The organism is Nocardioides marmoraquaticus (assembly GCF_054777915.1).
Map to the genome: position 1 here is coordinate 128,549 of NZ_BAAHAA010000006.1, position 18,027 is coordinate 146,575.

Sequence of the window (18,027 nt, forward strand, 5' to 3'; positions counted from 1 at the left end):
TCTAATCCAGATCAAATCCGGCTTTAATCGGACTAGACCGCATCGCGGCCTCTCGTCCAACAGGGGAGATGGTCGCTCAGCGATTTGGCTAGTGCTCACCAATTAGCCATAACCTCCGAGTTCACTACCAACTATTCTCGGAGGAATTCGTGCGCGCAAAATCGATCCCGGCCGTGGCTGCCATTGTTCTCGTCCTCGGGGCGTCAGCCTGCGCGGCCGAGTCGACCGGGGGCTCTTCCTCCGGCGATGGCCGCGGCAGCAGCGCCGAGAAGGTCCCGGGTCGCTACCAGAACCCGAAGGACATCAAGGTCGGCAAGGCCTTCGAGGTCGACGGTTTCAACTACGCAGCGGGTTGGCGGATCAAGAACAGCTTTGGTGTGAGCGACGTCAAAGCTCTGAAAGTCACTAACAACCGAGACAAGAGCGATTCAGCCCTGGTGACCATGAAGGCCTGGAAGGACAAGGAGGTGGTGGCGTCCATCGACTGCACCAGCGACCCGATCGCCCCCGGCACCACCGTCACCCTCTCGTGCTTCGGCGATGCTCTCCCCAAGCAGTACAAGCGCCTGACCATCGAGGACAGCTTCTAAGTCCCGCGTACCCGCACCTAAGGACCACGACATGTCTGAAACCCCCAACCCGCTGCAGCAGTTCGAGTCTCAGCCACCCAAGAAGAAGAAGCGCATCTTCCTTTGGTTCTTCTTGGCCGTGCAGCTGCTCTTCATCATCTGGATCTTTGCAGGGATCGGCGCCGCCGGTGAGGCCACCGATTGCGGGACGCTTGACCAGGAGACTTGTCAGGCGGCCTCCGATGTGGGCACCGGGATCGGGGTCATCCTGATCATCGGGCTCTGGATGATCGTCGACTTCTTCCTGGCTGTCGGCTACGTCATCTACAGGCTGGCAAAACGCCCCTGAGCCACGCCGCGAGTACAACACGCGCCGTCGGACGTGCGCCATCGCACGTCCGGCGGCGGGTCGTTTGACTAGCCGGCGCCGACCTTGCCGCGGACGTTGCTGTCGGTCAGGCGCGACTCCTCGAGGGCGGCGGCCTCGAGGATGGCGCGGGCCTCGTCGAAGTCGGGCTCGCTGACCAGCTCGCTGGTGCCGCGCGGCAGCCGCGACAACGCCGTGCGGGCGAAGATCTGCTGCTCGGTGGAGACCCGCTGCGAGCGGTCGTTGGACAGGAACGTCACGGCCCAGTGGATCAGCGCGGTGAACTGGTTCTTGAACCCGGTGAGGTAGACGAGGTGGACGGCCAGCCACATCAGCCAGGCGATGAAGCCCGAGAGCCGGATCTTGCCGATCATGGCGACCGCGTCGAAGCGGGAGATGGTCGCCATCGAGCCCTTGTCGAAGTAGTGGAAGGGCTTGAGCGGCGGCTTGTCCTCGACGCGGTGCCGGATGGTCTTGGCGGCGTACTTGCCACCCTGGATCGCCACCTGCGCGACGCCCGGGAGGTTGTCGAGGGCGATCATGTCGCCGACCACGAACACCTCCGGGTGGCCCGGGAGGGTGAGGTCGGGGGTGACCTTGACGCGGCCGGCGCGGTCGAGCTCGGCGCCCGACTGCTCGGCGAGGGTCTTGCCCAGCGGGCTCGCGGCGACGCCGGCGGCCCAGATCTTGGTGGTCGAGCTGATGGTCTCCTCGCGGCCGTCCTTGTACTTGACGGTGAGGCCGCGCTCGTCGACGTCAGTGACCATCGCGCCCAGCTGCACCTCGACACCGAGGTCCTCGAGCGCCTTCTTGGACTTCTCGCCGAGCTGGCGGCCGAACGGCGGCAGCACCTGGCCGGCCGCGTCGACGAGGATGACCCGGGCCTGCTTGCTCTCGATGGCGCGGAAGTCGCGCTTGAGGGTGCGCCTGGACAGCTCGGCGATCTGGCCGGCCATCTCGACACCGGTCGGCCCGGCGCCCACGACGACGAACGTCAGCAGGTGGGAGACGTCGCGACCCTGGGCGGCGAGGTTCTCGGCGAGCTCGAAGGCGCCGAAGATGCGGCCGCGCAGCTCGAGCGCGTCGTCGATGCTCTTCATGCCGGGGGCGTGCTCGGCGAAGTGGTCGTTGCCGAAGTAGGACTGGCCCGCCCCGGCCGCCACGATGAGCGAGTCGTACGGCGTCACGATCTCGCGGCTGAGCACGTGGTGGGTGACCGTGCGGCGCTCGAGGTCGATGCCGGTGACCTCGCCGAGGTGCACCGAGACGTTCTTCTGCTTGGAGAGCACCTCACGGGTGGCCGGTGCGATCTCGCCCTCGGAGAGGATGCCGGTCGCCACCTGGTAGAGCAGCGGCTGGAAGAGGTGGTGGGTCGTCTTGGCGATCAGGGTGACCTCGACGTCGGCGCGGCGCAGGGCCTTGGTGCTGAAGAGCCCGCCGAAGCCCGAGCCGATCACCACGACGCGGTGCTTGCCGGAGGTGCGGCCCAGCGGGTCCGCGCTCGGGGCGTCGTGGGAGGTGCGGTCGTCGTATGCCATGCCCCCATGTTCCTCCTGGAGCGCACCTTCATGCCAGTTCAGGCGCGCAGATCGGGGGTCTGGTGCGTCACAGCAGGTCAGCGCTGGGCACTCTGTCGGGGTGACGCACTACGACCTGGCCGTCATCGGCACCGGATCCGGCAACTCCATCGTCGACGAGCGCTTCTCCGACCGGCGCGTCGCGATCCTCGAGGAGGGGCGGTTCGGCGGCACCTGCCTCAACGTCGGCTGCATCCCGACCAAGATGTTCGTCTACCCGGCCGACGTCGCCCGGCAGGCCGGCACCTCCGCCCACCTCGGCCTGCGCACGGCGTACGACGGCGTCGACTGGCCGGGGCTGCGCGACCGCATCTTCGGGCGGATCGACGCCATCGAGCGGGGCGGGCGCGACTACCGCAAGCAGCTGCCCAACGTCGACGTCCACGAGGGCCACGCCGAGTTCGTCGACGACCACGAGCTGGTCACCGGCGACGGCCGGCGGATCACCGCCGACCAGGTCGTCATCGCGGCCGGGAGCCGGGTGCAGGTGGCCGAGATCCCCGGCATCGACGACGTGCCCTTCCACACCAGCGACACCGTGATGCGGCTCGAGGAGCTGCCGCGCCGGATGGTGGTGATCGGGGGCGGCTACGTCGCCAGCGAGCTCTCCCACGTCTTCTCCTCGCTGGGCACCCGCGTGACGCAGGTGCAGCGTGGCGCCCGGCTGCTGATGGCGCACGACCACGACGTCTCCCAGGCCTTCACCGAGGCGGCCGAGGCCCAGTGGGACGTGCGGCTCTCGGTCACGACCTCCTCCGTGCGGCGCAGAGACGGCGACACCGTCGTGGTGACGCTCGGCGACGGCACCGAGCTCGAGGCCGACGTGCTGCTCGTGGCGACCGGCCGGGTCCCCAACGCCGACCGCCTCGGGCTCGAGCACACCTCGATCGCCACCGAGCCGAGCGGCAGCGGGCGCATCGTCTCGGTCGACCGGCACCAGCGCGCGAGCGTCGAGGGCATCTGGGCGCTCGGCGACGTCGCCAACCACGACCAGCTCAAGCACGTCGCCAACGCCGAGGCCCGGGTCGTGCAGCACAACCTGCTGCACCCCGACGACCTCGTCGCCAGCACCCACGAGCACGTGCCGGCGGTGGTGTTCTCCTCCCCGCAGGTCGCCTCGGTCGGGCTCACCGAGCAGCAGGCGCAGGAGCAGGGCGTCGCCCACCGCGTGGTCACGCACGACTACGCCGGCGTCGCCTACGGCTGGGCGATGGACGTGCCGGAGGGTCGGCAGCTGGTCAAGCTGCTCGCCACGCCCGACGGCGGCCGGCTGCTCGGCGCCCACGTGGTGGGGGCGCAGGCGAGCCTGCTCCTCCAGCCCCTCGTGCAGGCCATGGCCCTCGACCTCGCTCCGCTGCGGATGGCGCGCGAGCAGTACTGGCCGCACCCCTCGCTGGCCGAGGTCGTCGAGAACGCCCTGCTCCAGCTGGACGACTGAGCGCGACACGGTCTGGTGGTTGAGCACGACCGAAGCACGACGCCGAGGTTGACATTCCCCTACTGTGTGTCACGCGGCGACCTCGACCAGGACGCCGTCGGTCGGCTGCACCCCACGTGGAGGAGGGATGGTGCCGCTCACTCGTCGTTCCCTGGTGCTTCCGGCGAGCCCTCCCTCGGTCAAGCTGGCCCGCTCCTGGGTCACGCGTGTGCTCGGCGAGATCGGTCGTGACGACCTCGTCGACAGCGCCCAGCTCGGCGTCACCGAGCTGGTCACGAACGCCCTGATCCACTCCCGGCCACCGCTGTCGGTCCGCGTGCGCGGCACCGTCGACCACCCGCGCATCGAGGTCGTCGACTCCTCCCCGGTGCCGCCGCAGCGCCTGCCCACCCTCGACCCGCCCGCCGACCTCGACGACCTCGACGTCACCACCTTCGGCCGGGGCCTGGCGCTCGTGGCGATGTCGTCGAGCCGCTGGGGCTCCGACCTCGGCGTCGACGGGCGCACCAAGTCGGTGTGGTTCGAGCCGGGAACCGACGCAACGGAGTCGCCCCGCGAGGGCGAGCTGTTCGCCTTCACCGTCGACCCCGTCGAGCTGGAGGAGCAGGGCCCCGAGCGCGTCGACGTGCACCTCCTCGACCTGCCGGTGCAGCTGTTCACCACCTGGCGCCGGTTCTTCTTCGAGCTGCGGCGCGAGCTCCGGTTGCTGTCGATCAGCGCCCCCGACGACTACCCGCTGGCGGTGCGGCTCACCGACGTCATCGAGCAGTCCGACCGGGAGCGGCGCGTCGCCGAGGGCATCGGACGGCTCGACGAGGCCATCGCCGAGGGGCTCGAGCGCGTCGACCTGCACTACCGCGTGCCGCTGACCGCCCCCGCCACGATGGCCGAGGCCCGCGACCTGCTCGCGGAGGTCTTCGCCGCGTTCTCCGAGGAGCACCTGCTGGCGGTGCGGCCCGCAGACGAGCTCGTGTCGCTGGCGTGGTGGTACCTCTCCGAGTTCGAGCGCCAGGGCACCGGCGAGCCTCCCCTGCCGTACGACGGGCCGCTCACCGTCGCCGGTGACTGAGTCGCCGGGGGTCCGCACCGGTCTGGTCGCCGCCGCCGTCGGCGGCGCCCTCGGCAGCCTCGGCCGCTGGGCGCTGACCGCGACCTGGCCGGCCGCCGCGACGGGCGACTTCCCCTGGACCGTCCTCGTCGTCAACGTCGTGGGCTCGGCCGCGCTGGCCGGGCTGGCGCTGGTGCCCCTCGTACGCCGCCGCCCCTGGCTCTCGGTGCTGCTCGGCACCGGGGTCTGCGGCGGCTTCACCACGATGTCGACCGCCTCCGTCGACGGGCTGGGCCTGCTCGACGACGGCCGCTGGGCGGCGGCAGCGGCGTACGTCGGCGGCACCCTCGGCGCGTCCCTCCTGGCCGTCGCCCTGGTCGTCCGCGTCGCCGGGACCGCACGGGAGCGGGCCGTCGACGACGAGGGGGGCGACCTGTGACCGGGCTGACGGTGGTGCTGGTGGCGGTCGGAGGCGGCCTCGGTGCCGCGCTGCGGTACGCCGCCGGCCGCGCCCTCGACCGCGGCTGGCACCTGGGCACCCTCCTGGTCAACGTCGTCGGCTCGGCGCTGCTCGGCGCCCTCGTCGGGGCCGACGCCCCGACCGCCGTGCTCACCGTCGTGGGGGTGGGCGTGTGCGGCGGGCTGACGACGTACTCCGCCTTCGCCGTGCAGACCGTCAGCCACGCCCGGTCGCGCCGACCGCGACGGGCGGCGGCGTACGCCCTGGTCACGGTGGGGGGTTGCCTGCTGGCGGCGACCGCGGGCTGGGCGGTGGCCGGGACGCTCCTCGGCACGTCCTAGCCTGGCGCCCGTGTCTGGACTCGTCATCCGCGACGCCCGGATCGTGCCCCTCGGGGAGGGGACGGCGGCGGGCGACCCGGTCGACCTCCTGGTCCGCGACGGCCGGGTGGTCGAGGTCGGCCCCGCGCTCGCGCGACCCGACGGCGCCGAGGAGCAGCGCGCCGAGGGCCGCTGGCTGGTGCCGGGGCTCTGGGACGCCCACGTGCACCTGGGCCAGTGGTCGCTGGCCTCGCACCGCCTCGACCTGACCCGCGCCCGCTCGTTGCGGGAGGCGGTCGACGTCGTGGCCGGCCGCCTCGCCGCGTGGCCGGACGTGCCGGTCGTGGGCTGGGGTCACCGCCCGGCCACCTGGGCCGAGCGCCCGACCGTGGCCCTGCTCGACGAGCTGGCGGGCCTGCGACCCGTCGTGCTCATCAGCGGCGACGGCCACCACGCCTGGATGAACTCCATGGCGATGCGCGGCCTCGGCCTGCCCGAGCGCGAGGGCATGGTCAGCGAGGCCGAGTGGTTCGCCGTCTACCCGCGGCTGGCCCAGCTCGTCGGCAGCGACGGCACCTCCCCCGACGCCTACCTCGCCGTGCAGCAGCAGGCCGCGGCCCGCGGGGTGGTCGGCCTCGTCGACCTGGAGTTCGACCAGTCGGCCGCCGACTGGCCGACGCGCTCGCAGGCCGGGGCCGAGCTGCTGCGCGTGCGCGTCGGGGCGTACGTCGACACGCTCGACGACTTCCTGTCCCTCGGCGTCCGCACCGGCGAGCGGGTGCCCGGCTGCGGCCCGCGGGTGACGATGGGTCCGCTCAAGGTCATCTCCGACGGGTCGCTCAACACCTGCACCGCCTGGTGCTGCACGCCGTACGCCGACGGCAGCACGGGCGCCGCCAACATCACCTCGACCGGGCTGCGCTGGGTGATGGACGCCGCCAACACCCACGGCCTCGAGGTCGCGATCCACGCCATCGGCGACGCCGCGGCGTGGCAGGCGCTCGACGCCTTCGAGGCCACGGCGGCGACCGGGTCGATCGAGCACGCGCAGCTGATCCGGCGCGAGGACGCCGCCCGGATGGCCGCCCTCGGCATCCGCGCGAGCGTGCAGCCCGCGCACCTGCTCGACGACCGCGACCTCACCGAGAAGCTCTGGCCCGACCGCACCGAGCGCTGCTTCGCGCTGCGCTGGCTGCTCGACGCCGGCGTCACGCTGCGGATGGGCTCCGACGCCCCCGTCGCCGCCCTCGACCCCTGGCTCGCGATCGCCTCGGCGGTGCACCGCAGCGCCGACGAGCGCGATCCCTGGCACCCCGAGCAGGCGCTCACCGCCCAGGAGGCGCTCGCCGCCAGCACCGACGGCGCCGGCACCGTGGCCGCCGGCCACCTCGCCGACCTGGTGCTGCTCGACGCCGACCCGCTCGTCACCGGCCCCACCCCCGACCAGTCAGCCGCCCTGCGCGCCATGCCCGTCGCCGCCACCTTCATCGACGGCGAGCTGGTGCACGACGCCCGCTGACGCGCCGTGCTGGTCGAGGTGCGAGGGCCGCCAGGCCCGAGCCGCGAGACCCGCGGCGTGCCCGCCGTCGTCGTCCCACCGGGTCTCGCGGCCCTCGCACGGGGGCTCGGGCACCTCGACCACCCCGGCTCCTGGGTCTACGTCGGGTCGGGGGCGGAGAGGGCGATGGTGAGGTCGAGGAGGGTGGCGGGGTCGTCGAGGGCGTCGCCGTAGAGCTCGCGGAGCCGGCCGAGGCGGTAGCGGACGGTCTGGGGGTGCACGAACAGCTCCTCGGCGACGGCCTCGCGGCGGCCCTGGTGGCGCAGCCACGACCGCAGCGTCTCGACCAGCTTCTCGGCGCTGGAGTCGCGGACGTCGTCGAGCGGGGCGAGGGCGCGGGCGCGGAGGTCGGCGAGGGCGTCGGCGTCGGCGGTCAGCACCAGCGCGGCCAGGTGCTCCTCGCTGTCGGGGCCGCCGCCGAGCGCCCGCACGCGCCTGGCCCGGTCTACGGAGCGGCGTACGTCGGACCAGGGGCGCGGTGGGCCCGCCACGCCGTGGCGACCGTCGAGGGTGCGGAGCAGGTCGCGACGGCGCCGGCCGTGCACGTCGGGCACGAGCAGGAGCGCCTCGTCGGAGGCGACGTCGTCCACGGGGTCGAGGGTCTCGGCGGGCAGCGCGGCGCGCACCGGGCGCAGCTGCGCCTGCGGCACGAGTACGGCGGTGAGGGTCTCGGGCAGCCGCCACTCGGCGGCGTCGGCGGCCTCGGAGACGACGTCGGTGGGCGAGCCGTCGAGCAGGGCCGAGGCGAGGCGCTGCAGCAGACGCTGGCGGACGCGGCCGGTGTTCTCGAGCTCGTCGGTGTGGCCGGCGAGGCTGGCCGCGGAGAGCTGCTCGATGTAGGCGAAGACCAGGCCGGCGAAGCGGCCCAGGTCGGCGGCGTCGACCCCTGCGGCGACGGCGGCGTCGGAGAGCTCGCGCCACGAGACGCGCGCGCCGATGCGGTACGCCGACAGCAGCGCGTCGACGGTGCGTCCGCTGCGCGCCTCGCCACGCCCGAGCTGGTAGGCCCCGTCGATCGCGGCGGCGGTGGGTGCCTGCGCCCGGTCGCCGCCCTGCACGGCCAGGTGCACGAAGCCGCCGAGGGCCGTCTGCACCGCCACCACGATCGTCTCGCCCATCCGGCCGGTCAGCGCGTCGGAGTAGCTCGGGACGCTCTCGACGATCCCCGCCACCGTGCGCTCCGCGACACCGGGGAGGATCGTGCGCATCGCCGCCGCGGCCTCCTCGCTGAGCACCGCCGCGGCGGGCAGGTCACGGTCGTCGGTCACGCCCCGCCTCCTCACTTCTTTGTCACCTGCGAACAAACAAGTGTGCCAGGTTCACGCTGCACGGTCATGACTTTGACGCCAGGAACGCACATGCTGGGATACATGCCGGCACTGCTCAGCGACCACCCCAGCGCGGACCGCCCGTCGTGGCGCGCCCGCGTGCGAGACGGTGCCCGCAAGGTCGCCGAGCTCGCCGCGACCCCGCTGGTCCCGGCCGACTACCTCGACGTCTTCGACCCGCTGCGCAAGGGCGCCGACCTGCGCGGCCGCGTCGTCTCGGTCACCCCCGAGACCCGAGACGCCGCCACCGTGGTCATCAAGCCGGGCAAGGACTGGGCCGGTCACGTGCCGGGCCAGTACCTCCGCATCGGCATCGACGTCGACGGCGTCCGCCAGTGGCGCGCCTACTCGCTCACCCACGGTCCCCGCCGCGACGGCCTGATCTCGATCACCGTCAAGGCCGTGCCCGACGGCACGGTCAGCAACCACGTCGTCCACGGCCTGCGCCCGGGCACCCTGGTGCACCTCGAGCAGGCCGCCGGCGAGTTCGTGCTGCCGGTCGCCGACGACACCGACGGCCCGCTCGCGAGCCCGACCCGGCTGCTCTTCGTCACCGCCGGCTCCGGCATCACGCCGGTCATCGGGATGCTGCGCAACCTCTTCCCCGTCACCGACGAGGGCGTCGTCAAGCCCGGCCGCAGCGACGACTACGACATCGTCGTGGTGCACGTCGCGCCCAGCCGCCCCGACTCCATCTTCCTGTCCAACCTCGAGGAGCTCGACGCCGCCGGCGCCATCGAGCTGGTCGCCCGCTACGACGACGAGCACGGCGTCCTCGACGTCGCCGACCTGGGCGCGCTCGTGCCCGACCTCGACGACCGGACGACGTACGCCTGCGGGCCGGCCGGCCTGCTCGACGCGCTCGGCGCCCACCACGAGGAGCGCGGCCTGGCGCTGCAGGTCGAGCAGTTCCGCGTCGCCACGCTCGTCTCGGGCGAGGGCGGCAACGTCGCGCTGACCGAGTCGGGCATCGAGTTCGACGCCGCCGGCGACCGCCCGATCCTCGACCAGGCCGAGGAGGCCGGCGCGCTCATGCCCAGCGGCTGCCGCATGGGCGTGTGCTTCGGCTGCGTGCTGCCGCTGCGCGAGGGCGTCGTGCGCGACCTGCGCAGCGGCGACCTGACGTACGCCGCCGACGGCGACGGCGTCCAGATCCAGACCTGCATCAACGCCGCGGCCGGCCCCTGCCGGATCGACAACTGACCCCACCCGACCTCCACCCGCCGGGCCTCGACAGGCTCGACCAGCGACGACCGAGGAGCCACACGACATGACCACGATCCAGAAGAAGTCCGACAACCCGATCGCCCACCTGTCCCCCGAGGACATCGAGCAGATCGGTCGCGAGCTCGACGCCATCCGCGCCGAGGTCGTCGCGGCGCGCGGCGAGAGCGACGCGGCGTACATCCGCAAGGTCATCGACGTGCAGCGCAAGCTCGAGCTGGGCTCGCGCGCGGTGCTGCTGTTCTCGCTGTTCCCGCCGGCGTGGGTCGTCGGCACCGCCGGCCTGACCGTGGCCAAGATCCTCGAGAACATGGAGATCGGCCACAACGTCATGCACGGCCAGTGGGACTGGATGCGTGACCCCAAGATCCACTCGACCACCTGGGAGTGGGACAACGCCTCCCCGGCCGAGCAGTGGAAGCACGCCCACAACGAGGTGCACCACACCTACACCAACGTCGTCGGGAAGGACAACGACCTCGGCTACGGCATCATGCGCGTCGACGAGGAGCAGCGGTGGGTGCCGTTCTACCTCGCGCAGCCGCTGTGGAACTTCATCAACGCCTGCTTCTTCGAGTACGGCATCGCGGCCTACGACCTCGAGCTGGGCAAGAACCTCAAGAAGAAGAACCGCAAGAACCCCGAGTTCCGCGCCCGCGCGAAGGCCACGCTGCGCAAGATCCGCAAGCAGGCCACCAAGGACTACCTGGTGCACCCCGCGCTGTCGGGCCCGTCGTTCTTCCACACCGTGGCGGCCAACTTCGTCGCCAACCTCGGCCGCAACCTGTGGTCGCACTCGGTGATCATGTGCGGCCACTTCCCCGAGGGTGTCGAGACCTTCGAGAAGAAGTCGATCGAGGGCGAGACCAAGGCCGAGTGGTACGTGCGCCAGATGCTCGGCGCCGCCAACATCTCCGGCTCCAAGGCGATGCACATCATGAGCGGCAACCTGTCGCACCAGATCGAGCACCACCTGTTCCCCGACCTGCCGAGCAACCGCTACGCCGAGGTCGCGCCGAAGGTCAAGGCGCTGTTCGACCGCTACGACCTGACGTACGTCGAGGGCTCGCTGCCCAAGCAGGTCGCCTCCGCGTGGGCCAAGGTCATCCGGCTCTCGCTGCCCAACGACTTCGGCCAGGGCCGGCTCAACCCCGCCCCCGACTTCAGCCGCAAGGACACCGCCAAGGCCGCGTGACGGCGGACCCGCCCGGTGGCCCCGGTGGTCTCGACAGGCTCGACCAGCGATGGTCGGGCCTGTCGGCGTCTGCGACGGGCTCAGCCGTAGCCGAGCTCGTGCAGGGCGGCGTCGTCGATGCCGAAGTGGTGGGCGATCTCGTGCACCACGGTGACGCGGACCTCCTCGACGAGCTCCTCGGTGGTCTCGCACATCCGGGTCAGCGGGCCGCGGAAGATCAGGATGCGGTCGGGCTGGGCGAAGGTGTAGCCGCTGTCGCGCTCGGTCAGGGGCACGCCGTCGTACAGCCCGAGGAGGTCCTGGCCGTCGGGGGCCTCGTCCTCGACGAGCACGACGACGTTGTCCATGAGCGCCGCGAGCTCGGGCGGGACGCCGTCGAGCGCCTCGGAGACGAGCAGCTCGAACTGCTCCTCGCTGATCGCGGGCGTCACCTCCATGGCGCCACCCTGGCAGACCGGCCCTAGACTCGCCGGGCCACTGGCCCCCATCGTCTAGCGGCCTAGGACACCGGCCTTTCACGCCGGGTACGCGGGTTCGAATCCCGTTGGGGGTACGACGACCCGCCCTGGCAGGGTGGCGGTCATGAGCGAGCACGAGGTCGAGTACGACGCCGCGGCCGTTCGCGCCGGCTTCTCCGCGCTGCAGCACGGGGTGGCCCACTTCGACTCCCCCGGCGGCACCCAGACGCCCGACGTCGTGGCCGACGCGATGGCGGCGGTGCTCAAGGCGCCGCTGTCCAACCGCGGCACGCTCACCCGGGCCGCCCGCAACGCCGACGAGGTGGTCGTGGCCTGCCGGGCAGCGCTGGGCGACCTGCTGGCCGTCGACCCGGCGACCGTCCTGTTCGGGCGCAGCATGACCGCCCTGACCTTCGACCTCTCCCGGGTGCTCGGCGCGTCGTGGCGCCCGGGCGACGAGGTGGTCGTGAGCGGGCTCGACCACGACGCCAACGTGCGGCCCTGGGTCGTCGCCGCCGAGCGGGCCGGCGCCGTCGTGCGCGTCGCCGACCCCGACCCGACGACCGCCGAGCTGTCGGTCGAGGCCGTCGCCTCGCAGCTCTCGGAGCGCACCGTGCTCGTCGCGGTGACCGCCGCGTCCAACCTGGTCGGCACCCAGCCCGACGTCGCCGGCATCGCCGCCGAGGTGCACCGCGGCCGCGGGCTGCTCTTCGTCGACGGGGTGCACCACACCGCCCACGCGAGCGTCGACGTGCCGGCGATCGGCGCCGACCTGTACGCCTGCTCGCCGTACAAGCTCCTCGGCCCGCACTGCGGCGTCGTCACCGGTCGCGCCGAGGTGCTCGAGGCGCTGCACCCCGACAAGCTGCTGCCGTCGCCCGACCGGGTGCCGGAGCGGTTCGAGCTGGGCACGCTGCCCTACGAGCTGATGGCGGGCACCACGGCCGCGGTCGACGTGCTGGCCGGTCTGGTGCCGGGAGGGGGCAGCCGCCGCGAGCGGCTCGAGCGGTCGTACGCCGCGCTGCACGCCCACGACGAGCGGCTGCGCACGCGCATCGAGGCCGGCCTCGCCGACCTGCCGGGCGTGACCCAGCACGCGCGGGCCGAGCGACGTACCCCCACGCTGCTGGTGACCTTCGCCGACCACGACGCCGCCGACGTGGCGACCCACCTCGCCGCGCTCGGGGTCAACGCCCCCGCGGGCACGTTCTACGCCCACGAGCCGGCCCGCGCGCTCGGCCTGCCCGGGGGCGGGCTGCGGGTCGGGCTGGCGCCGTACTCGGACGACGACGACGTCGACCGGCTGCTCGACGGGCTCGCGGCCGCCGTCGGGTAGGGCCGATTGGGAGACGGGCCGGGGTGTGCGTTAGTCTTCCGCAGGTTCCTCAGTGAGCCAGGAGCACCACACGAGGCCCCGTAGCGCAGTTGGTTAGCGCGCCGCCCTGTCACGGCGGAGGCCGCGGGTTCGAGTCCCGTCGGGGTCGCCACACGTCAGCGCCGTCCAGTCCGGAAGTCCGGGCCGGGCGGCGTTGGTCGTCGGTGGGGTTGTGGGCACAGGGCAGGCATGCCTCCCCCCGACCACGACCACGACGCCGTCGTCATCGGCGCCGGGCCCAACGGCCTGGTCGCGGCCAACCTGCTCGCCGACGCGGGCTGGTCCGTGCTCGTGCTCGAGGCGCAGCCCGAGCCCGGCGGGGCCGTGCGCAGCGACCGCGAGGTGCACCCGGCGTTCGTCCACGACACCTTCAGCGCCTACTACCCGCTCGGCATCGCCTCCCCGGTGCTGCAGGGTCTCGGGCTCGACCGGCACGGCCTGGTCTGGAGCCACGCCCCCGCGGTGCTCGGCCACCCGTTGCGCGACCGCGACGGGCGCACGACCTGGGCGCTGCTCCACCGCGACCCCGACGACACCGCCGCCGGGCTCGACGCCGCGGCACCGGGCGACGGCCAGGCCTGGCTCGACCTGTACGCCGCCTGGGACGCCGTCGGCGACGACCTCGTCGGCGCGCTGCTCACGCCCTTCCCCCCGGTACGCCGCGGCGCCGCGACGCTCGCCGGCCTCGTCCGGCACGCCTCGATGCTGCCCGACGTGCTGCTGCCGGTGCTGACCTCGACGCGCCGGCGCTTCCGCGGGGAGCCCGCCCGGGCGCTGCTCGCGGGCAACGCCGGTCACGCCGACCTCCCGCTCGACGGCGTCGGGTCCGGCGTCTTCGCGCTGATGCTCGCCATGACCGGCCAGCGCCACGGCTTCCCGGTGCCGCAGGGCGGCGCCCAGGCGCTGACCGACGCCCTCGTGCGACGCCTCCGGGCTGCGGGCGGCGAGCTGCGCTGCGCCACCCCCGTGCGCCGCCTGGTCACCCACGGCGGCCGCGTCGAGGGCGTCGTGCTCACCGCCGGGGAGCGGGTGCACGCCCCCGTCGTGCTCGGCGACGTGCTGGCCCCCGCGCTCTACGGGATGCTCGACCCCGACGACGTGCCGCTGCGCGCGCGGGTCGGGCTGAGGCGCTTCCGGATGGACCCCGGCACCGTCAAGGTCGACTGGGCGCTGTCGGGCCCGGTGCCGTGGGAGACCCCGCCCGCGACGACGCCCGGCTGCCTGCACGTCAGCGACGACGTCGACGACATGCGCCGCGCGCTGGGCCAGGTCGAGGACGGCCTCGCGCCCGACCGCCCCTTCATGCTGGCCGGGCAGATGACGGCCACCGACCCGACCCGGTCGCCCGAGGGCACCGAGTCGATGTGGGCCTACACCCACGTGCCGCAGGAGCGCGACCACCGCGGCGACGCCGGTGACGGCATCACCGGTCGCTGGGACGAGGGCGACCTCGAGCGGATGGCCGACCGGATGCAGCAGCGCCTCGAGGAGCGCGCGCCCGGCTTCGGCGACCGCGTCGTGGCCCGCCGCGTGATGGGGCCCCACGAGCTCAGCGCCCGCAACGCCAACCTCGTCGGCGGGGCGGTCGGCGGCGGCACCAACCGGATCGGCCAGGAGCTGGTGCTGCGCCCCGTTCCCGGCCTCGGCCGTGCCGAGACGGGCGTGCGCGGCCTCTACCTCGCCTCTGCCTCCGCCCACCCCGGCGGCGGCGTGCACGGGGCGCCTGGCGCCAACGCCGCCCGCGCGGCGATGTGGCACGCGCGGCGCCGCCGGGGCTGAGGGCCGAGCCCGGGGCCGAGTTCGAGGGCGACCCGGCAGGTCCGGTACAGTTCCGGTCGTTCCCTCCGGGGAGCGGATGGGCAGGTAGCTCAGTTGGTACGAGCGTCCGCCTGAAAAGTGGAAGGTCGGCGGTTCGACCCCGCCCCTGCCCACCACACCCCCGAGAGCCGCGCCCAGCCGGGCGCGGCTCTCGTGCTTCCCGCCCACGCGGGTACGGCCAGGGTCATGAGCGAGCAGACGCATCCGGAGCCCGACCCCTACCAGCGCGCCGAGGCCGAGGCGCAGGAGCAGGACACCGACACCGGCTCCGACACCAGCACCGCCGACGACGCGGTCACCGAGCCGGGTGGTGAGGGTCGCTTCGACGGGCCCACCGACGTCGTGACCGACGGCTCGGCCGCCCGTGCCGACGTCGAGCACCCGGAGGACGACGCCGGGGAGCGTCCGGCCGACGACTAGCGTGGCCGGGGTGGAGCTGCGCTACGCCCTCGCCGTGGTCGCACCGGCAGGGGCCGGGACCGGTCGCGAGGTAGCGCTGGGGCTGGCGCGCGCCGGAGCCGCCGTGCTGGTGGTCGACCCCGATCCTGCGGCAGCGGACGCGACGGCCGCGCTGCTCGCCCCCGCCCGCACACGGGCGTGGACGCTGCAGGCCGACGTGCGCGACCCGGACGAGGCGGCGCTGGTGGCGCGCCGGGCCCGCGACCTCGGCGGCGCGGACATCGTGGTCGACCTGACGGAGGGCGGTTCCGGGCTCGCCGCCCTGCTGCTGGCCGATGCCGCCGTACGGCGGGGTGCGCGGAGCGCGCAGCCGGTCGCCGTCGTGAGGGCCGAGGCCTCCACGACGGCGACCGAGGTGCTGGCGCGGCTGCGCCGCGCCTAGCGCCCGACCTGGGTCAGACGCGGCTGCCGCGGCCGGTGACCGCCTTGACGATGGCGAGCAGCAGGCAGGCGCCCAGCACGGCGGTGACGAAGGTCAGGATGATCCCGAAGCCCGAGGGGTCGGTGATCAGGCTGAGGATGAAGCCGCCCAGGAACGCTCCGACGATGCCGACGACGATGTTGAGCAGGATGCCCTGCTGGGCGTCGGTGCCCATGAACTTGCTGGCGATCCAGCCGGCGAGACCGCCGACGATGATCCAGACGATGAATCCGTATTCCCCGGGCATGGTGCCCTCCCTCTGTGTGGACGTGCGCGGATGAGATTCCCCCAGTCGCAAGCGCCAGTACCCCTTTTGGCCACCCCTCACGTCACTTCCTCCCCATCAGTCACGACGCACCGTCCACCGGGCACCATGACCACGTGACGACGGACGGGCGGGCGCGCGGCACCCTCGACCTCGCGGCGACCGCGGCCGCGGGGGTGGGCCTGGGCCTGCTGCTCGGCCTCCTCGGCGTCCCGTCCGCGATGCTCTTCGGCGGCCTCGCGGCCGGCCTGGCCAGAGCCCTCCTGGGGCCCACGCGGCTGGCCCTGCCGCGGCACGCCATGACGGGCGCCCAGGCGCTGCTCGGGGTGAGCATCGGCCTGCTGGTCTCGGTGCCCGCGCTGCGCACCCTGCTCGACCAGTGGCTGCCGATCGTGCTCGTCACCGTCGCCACGCTCACCATCAGCGTCGTCGCGGGCCGGGTGCTCGCGCTGCGCCGCGACGTCACCCCGGTGACCGGCGCCTTCGCCATGGTCGCCGGCGGCGCCTCGGGCATCGTCGCGATGGCACGCGACCTGGGGGCCGACGAGCAGGTCGTCGGGGTGCTGCAGTACCTCCGCGTGCTGCTCGTCGTCGTCACCATGCCCGTCGTCGCGGCCGTCGCGTACGGCGCCGCCGGCTCGTCGACCGCTCCCCCGGGCGCCTCGTGGCCGGCCGACCTGGCCGTCACGGTGGTCAGCCTGGTGCTCGGACTGCTGTTCTGGCGGCTGACCGGCTTCCCCGTCGGCGCCCTCCTCGGCCCGCTCCTCGTCGCCGCGGTCGTCGACCTGGCCGGCCCGGTCGAGGGTGCCGAGCTGCCCGGCGTCCTCGAGGCGGTCGCCTTCGTGGTGATCGGCCTCCAGGTGGGCCTCGGCTTCACCCGGGCGAGCCTGCGGACCGTGGCCCACGTGCTGCCCGCCGCCACCGCGCTCACCCTCGCCGTCATCGCCGCGTGCGCCGGGCTCGGCTGGCTGCTGGTGCTCACCGGCGAGGTCGACCCGCTGACGGCGTACCTCGCCACCACGCCCGGCGGCCTCTACGCCGTCCTCGCCACCGCCCGCGGCAGCGGTGCCGACGTCACCTTCGTGCTCGCCGTGCAGGTGCTGCGGCTGTTCGCGATGCTCTTCGGCGCCCCCGCCCTCGCCCGCCTCCTCCGCCGCTCGGGGTGAGCACGGGCTCGGTCCCCGGGCTGGTCGAGGTGCCCCGAGCCCCCCGCACCCGACGACGGCGCGCGCCTCACCGGTTCCCCGCGGAGGTGGTCGAGGTGCCCCGGGCCCCCCGCACCCGACGACGGCGCACGCGTCACCGGTTTCCCGCAGTGGTGGTCGAGGTGCCCCGAGCCCCGGCGAGGGGCCGCGAGACCCCCGCACCCGGCGACGGCGCGCGCCTCACCGGTTTCCCGCAGTGGTGGTCGAGGTGCCCCGAGCCCCCCGCACCCGACGACGGCGCGCGCCTCACCGGTTCCCCGCGGAGGTGGTCGAGGTGCCCCGGGCCCCCCGCACCCGACGACGGCGCACGCGTCACCGGTTTCCCGCAGTGGTGGTCGAGGTGCCCCGAGCCCCGGCGAGGGGCCGCGAGACCCCCGCACCCGGCGACGGCGCGCGCCTCACCGGTTTCCCGCAGTGGTGGTCGAGGTGCCCCGAGCCCCGGCGAGGGGCCGCGAGACCCCCGCACCCGGCGACGGCGCGCGCCTCACCGGGTCTCGCGGCTCGTCGCTTGCGCTCCTCGCACCTCGACCACCCCACGAGGCCTGCGCTCACCGCACCTCGACCACCCCACGAGGCCCTGCGCCCCCGCACCTCGACCACCCCACGAGGCCCTGCGCCCCCGCGCCTCGACCGACCGAGGGGCTGGGAAGGCCGGGGCAGCGGAGTCGCGGTCAGGTGACGGAGAAGTCGGGGAGGCCCTCCGGGGTGGCGGGCGTGGTGTCGACGGAGTCGACGACGGCGGAGCGGGGGCCGGTGCGGAGGTCGGCGAGCAGGGCGTCGACGGCGGCGGGCGAGCCCTCCACGAGGGCGCTGACGCTCCCGTCGGACTCGTTGCGCACCCAGCCGGTGACGCCGTGGACCGCGGCCTGGCGGGCGGCGTACGCCCGGAAGCCGACGCCCTGCACCTGACCCGTCACCCGCACCTGCACCGTCGTCACGCCG

General features: G+C 73.6%; 19 protein-coding genes and 3 tRNA genes. 17 read left to right on the forward strand and 5 right to left on the reverse strand.

The genetic code is table 11. From position 1 onward, the window contains the following. Positions 1-149: 149 nt before the first annotated feature. Both ACYU8I_RS06605 and ACYU8I_RS06610 read left to right on the forward strand, forming a co-directional pair. Positions 150-590 (forward strand): hypothetical protein, encoded by a 441-nt coding sequence (locus tag ACYU8I_RS06605; protein WP_460838735.1) that lies wholly within the window; start codon positions 150-152, stop codon positions 588-590. Positions 591-621: 31 nt separating this feature from the next. After that, positions 622-918 (forward strand): hypothetical protein, encoded by a 297-nt coding sequence (locus tag ACYU8I_RS06610; RefSeq protein ID WP_460838736.1) that lies wholly within the window; start codon positions 622-624, stop codon positions 916-918. 68 nt (positions 919-986) lie between these two features. On the opposite strand, the gene ACYU8I_RS06615 is transcribed toward ACYU8I_RS06610, so the two are convergent. Beyond that, positions 987-2,474, reverse strand: coding sequence for an NAD(P)/FAD-dependent oxidoreductase (locus ACYU8I_RS06615; RefSeq protein WP_460838737.1), 1,488 nt, complete (start codon positions 2,472-2,474; stop codon positions 987-989). A 100-nt stretch (positions 2,475-2,574) separates the two neighbouring features. Here ACYU8I_RS06615 and ACYU8I_RS06620 point away from each other — a divergent pair, with 100 nt between their 5' ends. The 5 genes from ACYU8I_RS06620 (at position 2,575) to ACYU8I_RS06640 (ending at position 7,298) form a co-directional block, all read left to right on the forward strand. Next, entirely contained in the window at positions 2,575-3,951 is a 1,377-nt protein-coding gene (locus ACYU8I_RS06620; RefSeq protein ID WP_460838738.1) for a mycothione reductase, read from the forward strand. 127 nt (positions 3,952-4,078) lie between these two features. Beyond that, the gene (locus ACYU8I_RS06625) at positions 4,079-5,020 is read left to right on the forward strand and encodes an ATP-binding protein (protein WP_460838739.1); all 942 of its coding nucleotides are present in this window, start codon (positions 4,079-4,081) and stop codon (positions 5,018-5,020) included. Then, on the forward strand, positions 5,013-5,438 hold the full coding sequence (locus tag ACYU8I_RS06630; protein WP_460838741.1) for a fluoride efflux transporter FluC: 426 nt from the start codon (positions 5,013-5,015) through the stop codon (positions 5,436-5,438). Before ACYU8I_RS06625 ends, ACYU8I_RS06630 begins: the two co-directional genes overlap by 8 nt. Then, complete coding sequence (locus ACYU8I_RS06635) at positions 5,435-5,800, forward strand: fluoride efflux transporter FluC (protein ID WP_460838743.1); 366 nt, start codon at positions 5,435-5,437, stop codon at positions 5,798-5,800. The genes ACYU8I_RS06630 and ACYU8I_RS06635 overlap by 4 nt, the downstream gene beginning before the upstream one ends. Positions 5,801-5,810: 10 nt before the next feature. Beyond that, a complete protein-coding gene (locus ACYU8I_RS06640; RefSeq protein ID WP_460838744.1) occupies positions 5,811-7,298 on the forward strand; it encodes an amidohydrolase in 1,488 nt (495 codons plus the stop codon). Positions 7,299-7,435: 137 nt separating this feature from the next. On the opposite strand, the gene ACYU8I_RS06645 is transcribed toward ACYU8I_RS06640, so the two are convergent. Further along, positions 7,436-8,605: a PucR family transcriptional regulator gene (locus tag ACYU8I_RS06645; RefSeq protein WP_460838746.1), complete on the reverse strand. Its 1,170-nt coding sequence runs from the start codon at positions 8,603-8,605 to the stop codon at positions 7,436-7,438. A 90-nt stretch (positions 8,606-8,695) separates the two neighbouring features. Here ACYU8I_RS06645 and ACYU8I_RS06650 point away from each other — a divergent pair, with 90 nt between their 5' ends. Continuing rightward, positions 8,696-9,868, forward strand: coding sequence for a ferredoxin reductase (locus tag ACYU8I_RS06650; protein ID WP_460838747.1), 1,173 nt, complete (start codon positions 8,696-8,698; stop codon positions 9,866-9,868). 67 nt (positions 9,869-9,935) lie between these two features. After that, positions 9,936-11,084 (forward strand): fatty acid desaturase family protein, encoded by a 1,149-nt coding sequence (locus ACYU8I_RS06655; RefSeq protein ID WP_460838749.1) that lies wholly within the window; start codon positions 9,936-9,938, stop codon positions 11,082-11,084. A gap of 80 nt (positions 11,085-11,164) precedes the next feature. Here ACYU8I_RS06655 and ACYU8I_RS06660 read toward each other — a convergent pair whose 3' ends face one another. Beyond that, positions 11,165-11,521 (reverse strand): metallopeptidase family protein, encoded by a 357-nt coding sequence (locus ACYU8I_RS06660; RefSeq protein WP_460838751.1) that lies wholly within the window; start codon positions 11,519-11,521, stop codon positions 11,165-11,167. Positions 11,522-11,564: 43 nt separating this feature from the next. Between ACYU8I_RS06660 and ACYU8I_RS06665 the strand changes: the two genes are divergently transcribed. From ACYU8I_RS06665 to ACYU8I_RS06695, 7 genes are all read left to right on the forward strand, one after another. Continuing rightward, positions 11,565-11,637 (forward strand) — tRNA-Glu (locus ACYU8I_RS06665). Between the two features lie 29 nt (positions 11,638-11,666). Beyond that, complete coding sequence (locus ACYU8I_RS06670; protein ID WP_460838753.1) at positions 11,667-12,878, forward strand: cysteine desulfurase-like protein; 1,212 nt, start codon at positions 11,667-11,669, stop codon at positions 12,876-12,878. A 74-nt stretch (positions 12,879-12,952) separates the two neighbouring features. Then, positions 12,953-13,029: transfer RNA gene (locus tag ACYU8I_RS06675), tRNA-Asp, on the forward strand. 77 nt (positions 13,030-13,106) lie between these two features. Further along, positions 13,107-14,696 (forward strand): phytoene desaturase family protein, encoded by a 1,590-nt coding sequence (locus ACYU8I_RS06680; RefSeq protein WP_460838756.1) that lies wholly within the window; start codon positions 13,107-13,109, stop codon positions 14,694-14,696. A gap of 78 nt (positions 14,697-14,774) precedes the next feature. After that, positions 14,775-14,851 (forward strand) — tRNA-Phe (locus tag ACYU8I_RS06685). Positions 14,852-14,921: 70 nt separating this feature from the next. Further along, positions 14,922-15,155, forward strand: a complete 234-nt coding sequence (locus tag ACYU8I_RS06690) for a hypothetical protein (RefSeq protein ID WP_460838758.1) — start codon at positions 14,922-14,924, stop codon at positions 15,153-15,155. A 10-nt stretch (positions 15,156-15,165) separates the two neighbouring features. Further along, entirely contained in the window at positions 15,166-15,576 is a 411-nt protein-coding gene (locus ACYU8I_RS06695) for an SDR family NAD(P)-dependent oxidoreductase (protein WP_460838760.1), read from the forward strand. A gap of 13 nt (positions 15,577-15,589) precedes the next feature. Here ACYU8I_RS06695 and ACYU8I_RS06700 read toward each other — a convergent pair whose 3' ends face one another. Further along, on the reverse strand, positions 15,590-15,862 hold the full coding sequence (locus ACYU8I_RS06700) for a GlsB/YeaQ/YmgE family stress response membrane protein (RefSeq protein ID WP_460838762.1): 273 nt from the start codon (positions 15,860-15,862) through the stop codon (positions 15,590-15,592). Positions 15,863-15,996: 134 nt separating this feature from the next. Here ACYU8I_RS06700 and ACYU8I_RS06705 point away from each other — a divergent pair, with 134 nt between their 5' ends. Beyond that, positions 15,997-17,046 (forward strand): AbrB family transcriptional regulator, encoded by a 1,050-nt coding sequence (locus tag ACYU8I_RS06705; protein WP_460838764.1) that lies wholly within the window; start codon positions 15,997-15,999, stop codon positions 17,044-17,046. A gap of 710 nt (positions 17,047-17,756) precedes the next feature. Here the strand turns inward: ACYU8I_RS06705 and ACYU8I_RS06710 are convergent. Continuing rightward, positions 17,757-18,023: an acylphosphatase gene (locus ACYU8I_RS06710; RefSeq protein ID WP_460838766.1), complete on the reverse strand. Its 267-nt coding sequence runs from the start codon at positions 18,021-18,023 to the stop codon at positions 17,757-17,759. Positions 18,024-18,027: the final 4 nt, after the last annotated feature.

Coding starts and splice junctions, on each gene's coding strand:
- ACYU8I_RS06610 (WP_460838736.1), top strand. CDS start 622: ATGTCTGAAACCCCCAACCCGCTGCAGCAGTTCGAGTCTCAGCCACCC.
- ACYU8I_RS06615 (WP_460838737.1), bottom strand. CDS start 2,474: ATGGCATACGACGACCGCACCTCCCACGACGCCCCGAGCGCGGACCCG.
- ACYU8I_RS06625 (WP_460838739.1), top strand. CDS start 4,079: ATGGTGCCGCTCACTCGTCGTTCCCTGGTGCTTCCGGCGAGCCCTCCC.
- ACYU8I_RS06650 (WP_460838747.1), top strand. CDS start 8,696: ATGCTGGGATACATGCCGGCACTGCTCAGCGACCACCCCAGCGCGGAC.
- ACYU8I_RS06655 (WP_460838749.1), top strand. CDS start 9,936: ATGACCACGATCCAGAAGAAGTCCGACAACCCGATCGCCCACCTGTCC.
- ACYU8I_RS06660 (WP_460838751.1), bottom strand. CDS start 11,521: ATGGAGGTGACGCCCGCGATCAGCGAGGAGCAGTTCGAGCTGCTCGTC.
- ACYU8I_RS06670 (WP_460838753.1), top strand. CDS start 11,667: ATGAGCGAGCACGAGGTCGAGTACGACGCCGCGGCCGTTCGCGCCGGC.
- ACYU8I_RS06680 (WP_460838756.1), top strand. CDS start 13,107: ATGCCTCCCCCCGACCACGACCACGACGCCGTCGTCATCGGCGCCGGG.
- ACYU8I_RS06690 (WP_460838758.1), top strand. CDS start 14,922: ATGAGCGAGCAGACGCATCCGGAGCCCGACCCCTACCAGCGCGCCGAG.
- ACYU8I_RS06700 (WP_460838762.1), bottom strand. CDS start 15,862: ATGCCCGGGGAATACGGATTCATCGTCTGGATCATCGTCGGCGGTCTC.